Source organism: Inquilinus limosus MP06, assembly GCF_000767795.1.
GTDB classification, from domain to species: Bacteria; Pseudomonadota; Alphaproteobacteria; order DSM-16000; family Inquilinaceae; genus Inquilinus; species Inquilinus limosus_E.
The window spans coordinates 1-1,774 of the sequence record NZ_JANX01000873.1 but is presented as its reverse complement, the minus strand read 5'-3'; the positions used below and the strand labels follow the sequence as shown (position 1 = coordinate 1,774).

3 protein-coding genes are annotated in these 1,774 nt (G+C 70.6%); 2 read left to right on the top strand and 1 reads right to left on the bottom strand.

Annotated elements, in window-relative coordinates:
- A partial coding sequence (locus tag P409_RS33465) for a cupin domain-containing protein (protein ID WP_202964895.1) occupies window positions 1-453 on the bottom strand: 453 nt, incomplete at its 3' end.
- A gap of 102 nt (window positions 454-555) precedes the next feature.
- Here P409_RS33465 and P409_RS33460 point away from each other — a divergent pair.
- Both P409_RS33460 and rclC read left to right on the top strand, forming a co-directional pair.
- Window positions 556-903 (top strand): carboxymuconolactone decarboxylase family protein, encoded by a 348-nt coding sequence (locus P409_RS33460; RefSeq protein ID WP_430515678.1) that lies wholly within the window; start codon window positions 556-558, stop codon window positions 901-903.
- Window positions 904-929: 26 nt separating this feature from the next.
- On the top strand, window positions 930-1,538 hold the full coding sequence (rclC, locus tag P409_RS33455) for a reactive chlorine resistance membrane protein RclC (protein ID WP_034848851.1): 609 nt from the start codon (window positions 930-932) through the stop codon (window positions 1,536-1,538).
- Window positions 1,539-1,774: the final 236 nt, after the last annotated feature.

Genomic DNA, 1,774 nt, shown 5'->3' with positions numbered 1-1,774 from the left:
ATCCGGCCCGCCCGGACCGCGCAGCAGGATGCGGTCGGGCAGGGCGGCGATCAGCAGGCTCTCGCCGGCGGCCTCGAATTGCAGCCGGCCGCAGATGATCTCGGTGTCGGGCTCGACGCCCAGGCTGGCCCGGTGGCGGATGGCGTTGCGATAGGCCTTGCCGGTGCCGGCCGGGATGCCGGCCGCGCCGGGGCGGGCGCGCATCACATGCGGGTCGCCATGTGGCAGCAGCAGCACGTCGCCGGCCTGCAGCCGCAGCGGGGCGTGGCCGGGGCTCTCCAGCTCGCACTCCCCGCGCGTGACGATGTGGAAATAGGCCCAGCCGGGGCCGCCGGCCGCCGCGTGCGGCGACACCCAGTGGCCGCCGAATTCGCAGAGGTCGTCGAGGATCGGGCGTACCTGCAGCAGCGGGGCGAGGCCGCTCAGGGGATCGTCGGGCGAATCCAGGCTCATGATGCGGTTTTGATCCGATCAGTCATGCAGTTGCGTCCTGTAGCCATATCTCGGGCGCAATGGCGCTCCTAGATCTACATTATCGATCACGGAGGACGCATCATGCACATGCACGATTGGAACACCTACCGGCAGCAGCTCATCGCCGGGGTCGGCGAGCTCGGCAAGCTCAGCCCGGACACGGTCCGCGGCTATGCGGCGCTGGGCGGCGCCGGGGCCAAGACCAACCATCTCGACGCCAAGACGCGTGAGCTGATCGCCCTGGCCGTGGCCATCTCGCTGCGCTGCGACGGCTGTATCACCGTCCACGCCGATGCCGCCCGCAAGCAGGGCGCGACCAGGGAGGAGATCGCCGAGGCTCTCGGCGTCGCCATCAGCGTCAATGCCGGCGCGGCGCTCGTCTACTCCACCCGCACGCTGGACGCCTTTGCCGCAGCCCAGGAGGGCTGATCCGGGCGCCCAGGGAGACCCTCATCATGAACACCATCATCCGCCGGGGGCTGGGCCTTGTCGGCAGCCCCCGGTCCGATCGTATCGGGATCGATGCGATGCGGATTGCCATTGCTATCGTCTTCCTCTGGATCGGCGCCCTGAAATTCGCGCCCTACGAAGCCGACAGCATCACGCCGTTCGTCGCCAACAGCCCGCTGATGTCGTTCTTCTACGAGCACCCCGAGGACTACAAGGCGCACCTCACCCGCGAGGGTGAGCTGAAGCCCGGCGACCGGACGTGGCAGACGGCCAACAACACCTACGGCTTCTCCCGCGGCCTCGGCGCGCTCGAGGTCCTGATCGGCGCCTTGACGCTGGCGGGCCTGGTCTCCGCCCGGGTCGGCTTCCTCGGGGCGGCCCTCGCCTTCGTCACCCCGTTCGTGACCCTATCCTTCCTGGTGACCACGCCCGAGGCCTGGGTGCCGGCGCTGGGCGACGCGCAGCACGGCTTTCCCTGGCTGTCAGGCGGCGGCCGGCTGGTGATCAAGGACGTCACCATCCTGGCCGGAGCGTGGCTGGTGCTGGCGGACAGCGCCCGCGCCATCCTCCGGCAGCGGTCGAGCCCCGCCGCGGAACGACAGCTGGCCTCCTGACCCATCGTGAATGAGCAAAGCGCGGGGTCCCGTCCGGGATCCCGCGCCTTGTGCTGCGACGGCCATCGGCGCCGGCGCGAACCGCGAAGGCCGCATGGCTCAGCCGCCCTCCAGCTCCGCGTCGGCGCCGTTCGGGCCGCGCAGGGCGCCGCCGACCGTGTGGCTGTCGAAGGCGACGCTCTTGATCACCGCATGCACCGGCCGGCCCGGCGCCAGCGCCAGCGCCTCGACCGAAC

Coding starts and splice junctions, on each gene's coding strand:
- rclC (WP_034848851.1), top strand. CDS start 930: ATGAACACCATCATCCGCCGGGGGCTGGGCCTTGTCGGCAGCCCCCGG.
- P409_RS33460 (WP_430515678.1), top strand. CDS start 556: ATGCACATGCACGATTGGAACACCTACCGGCAGCAGCTCATCGCCGGG.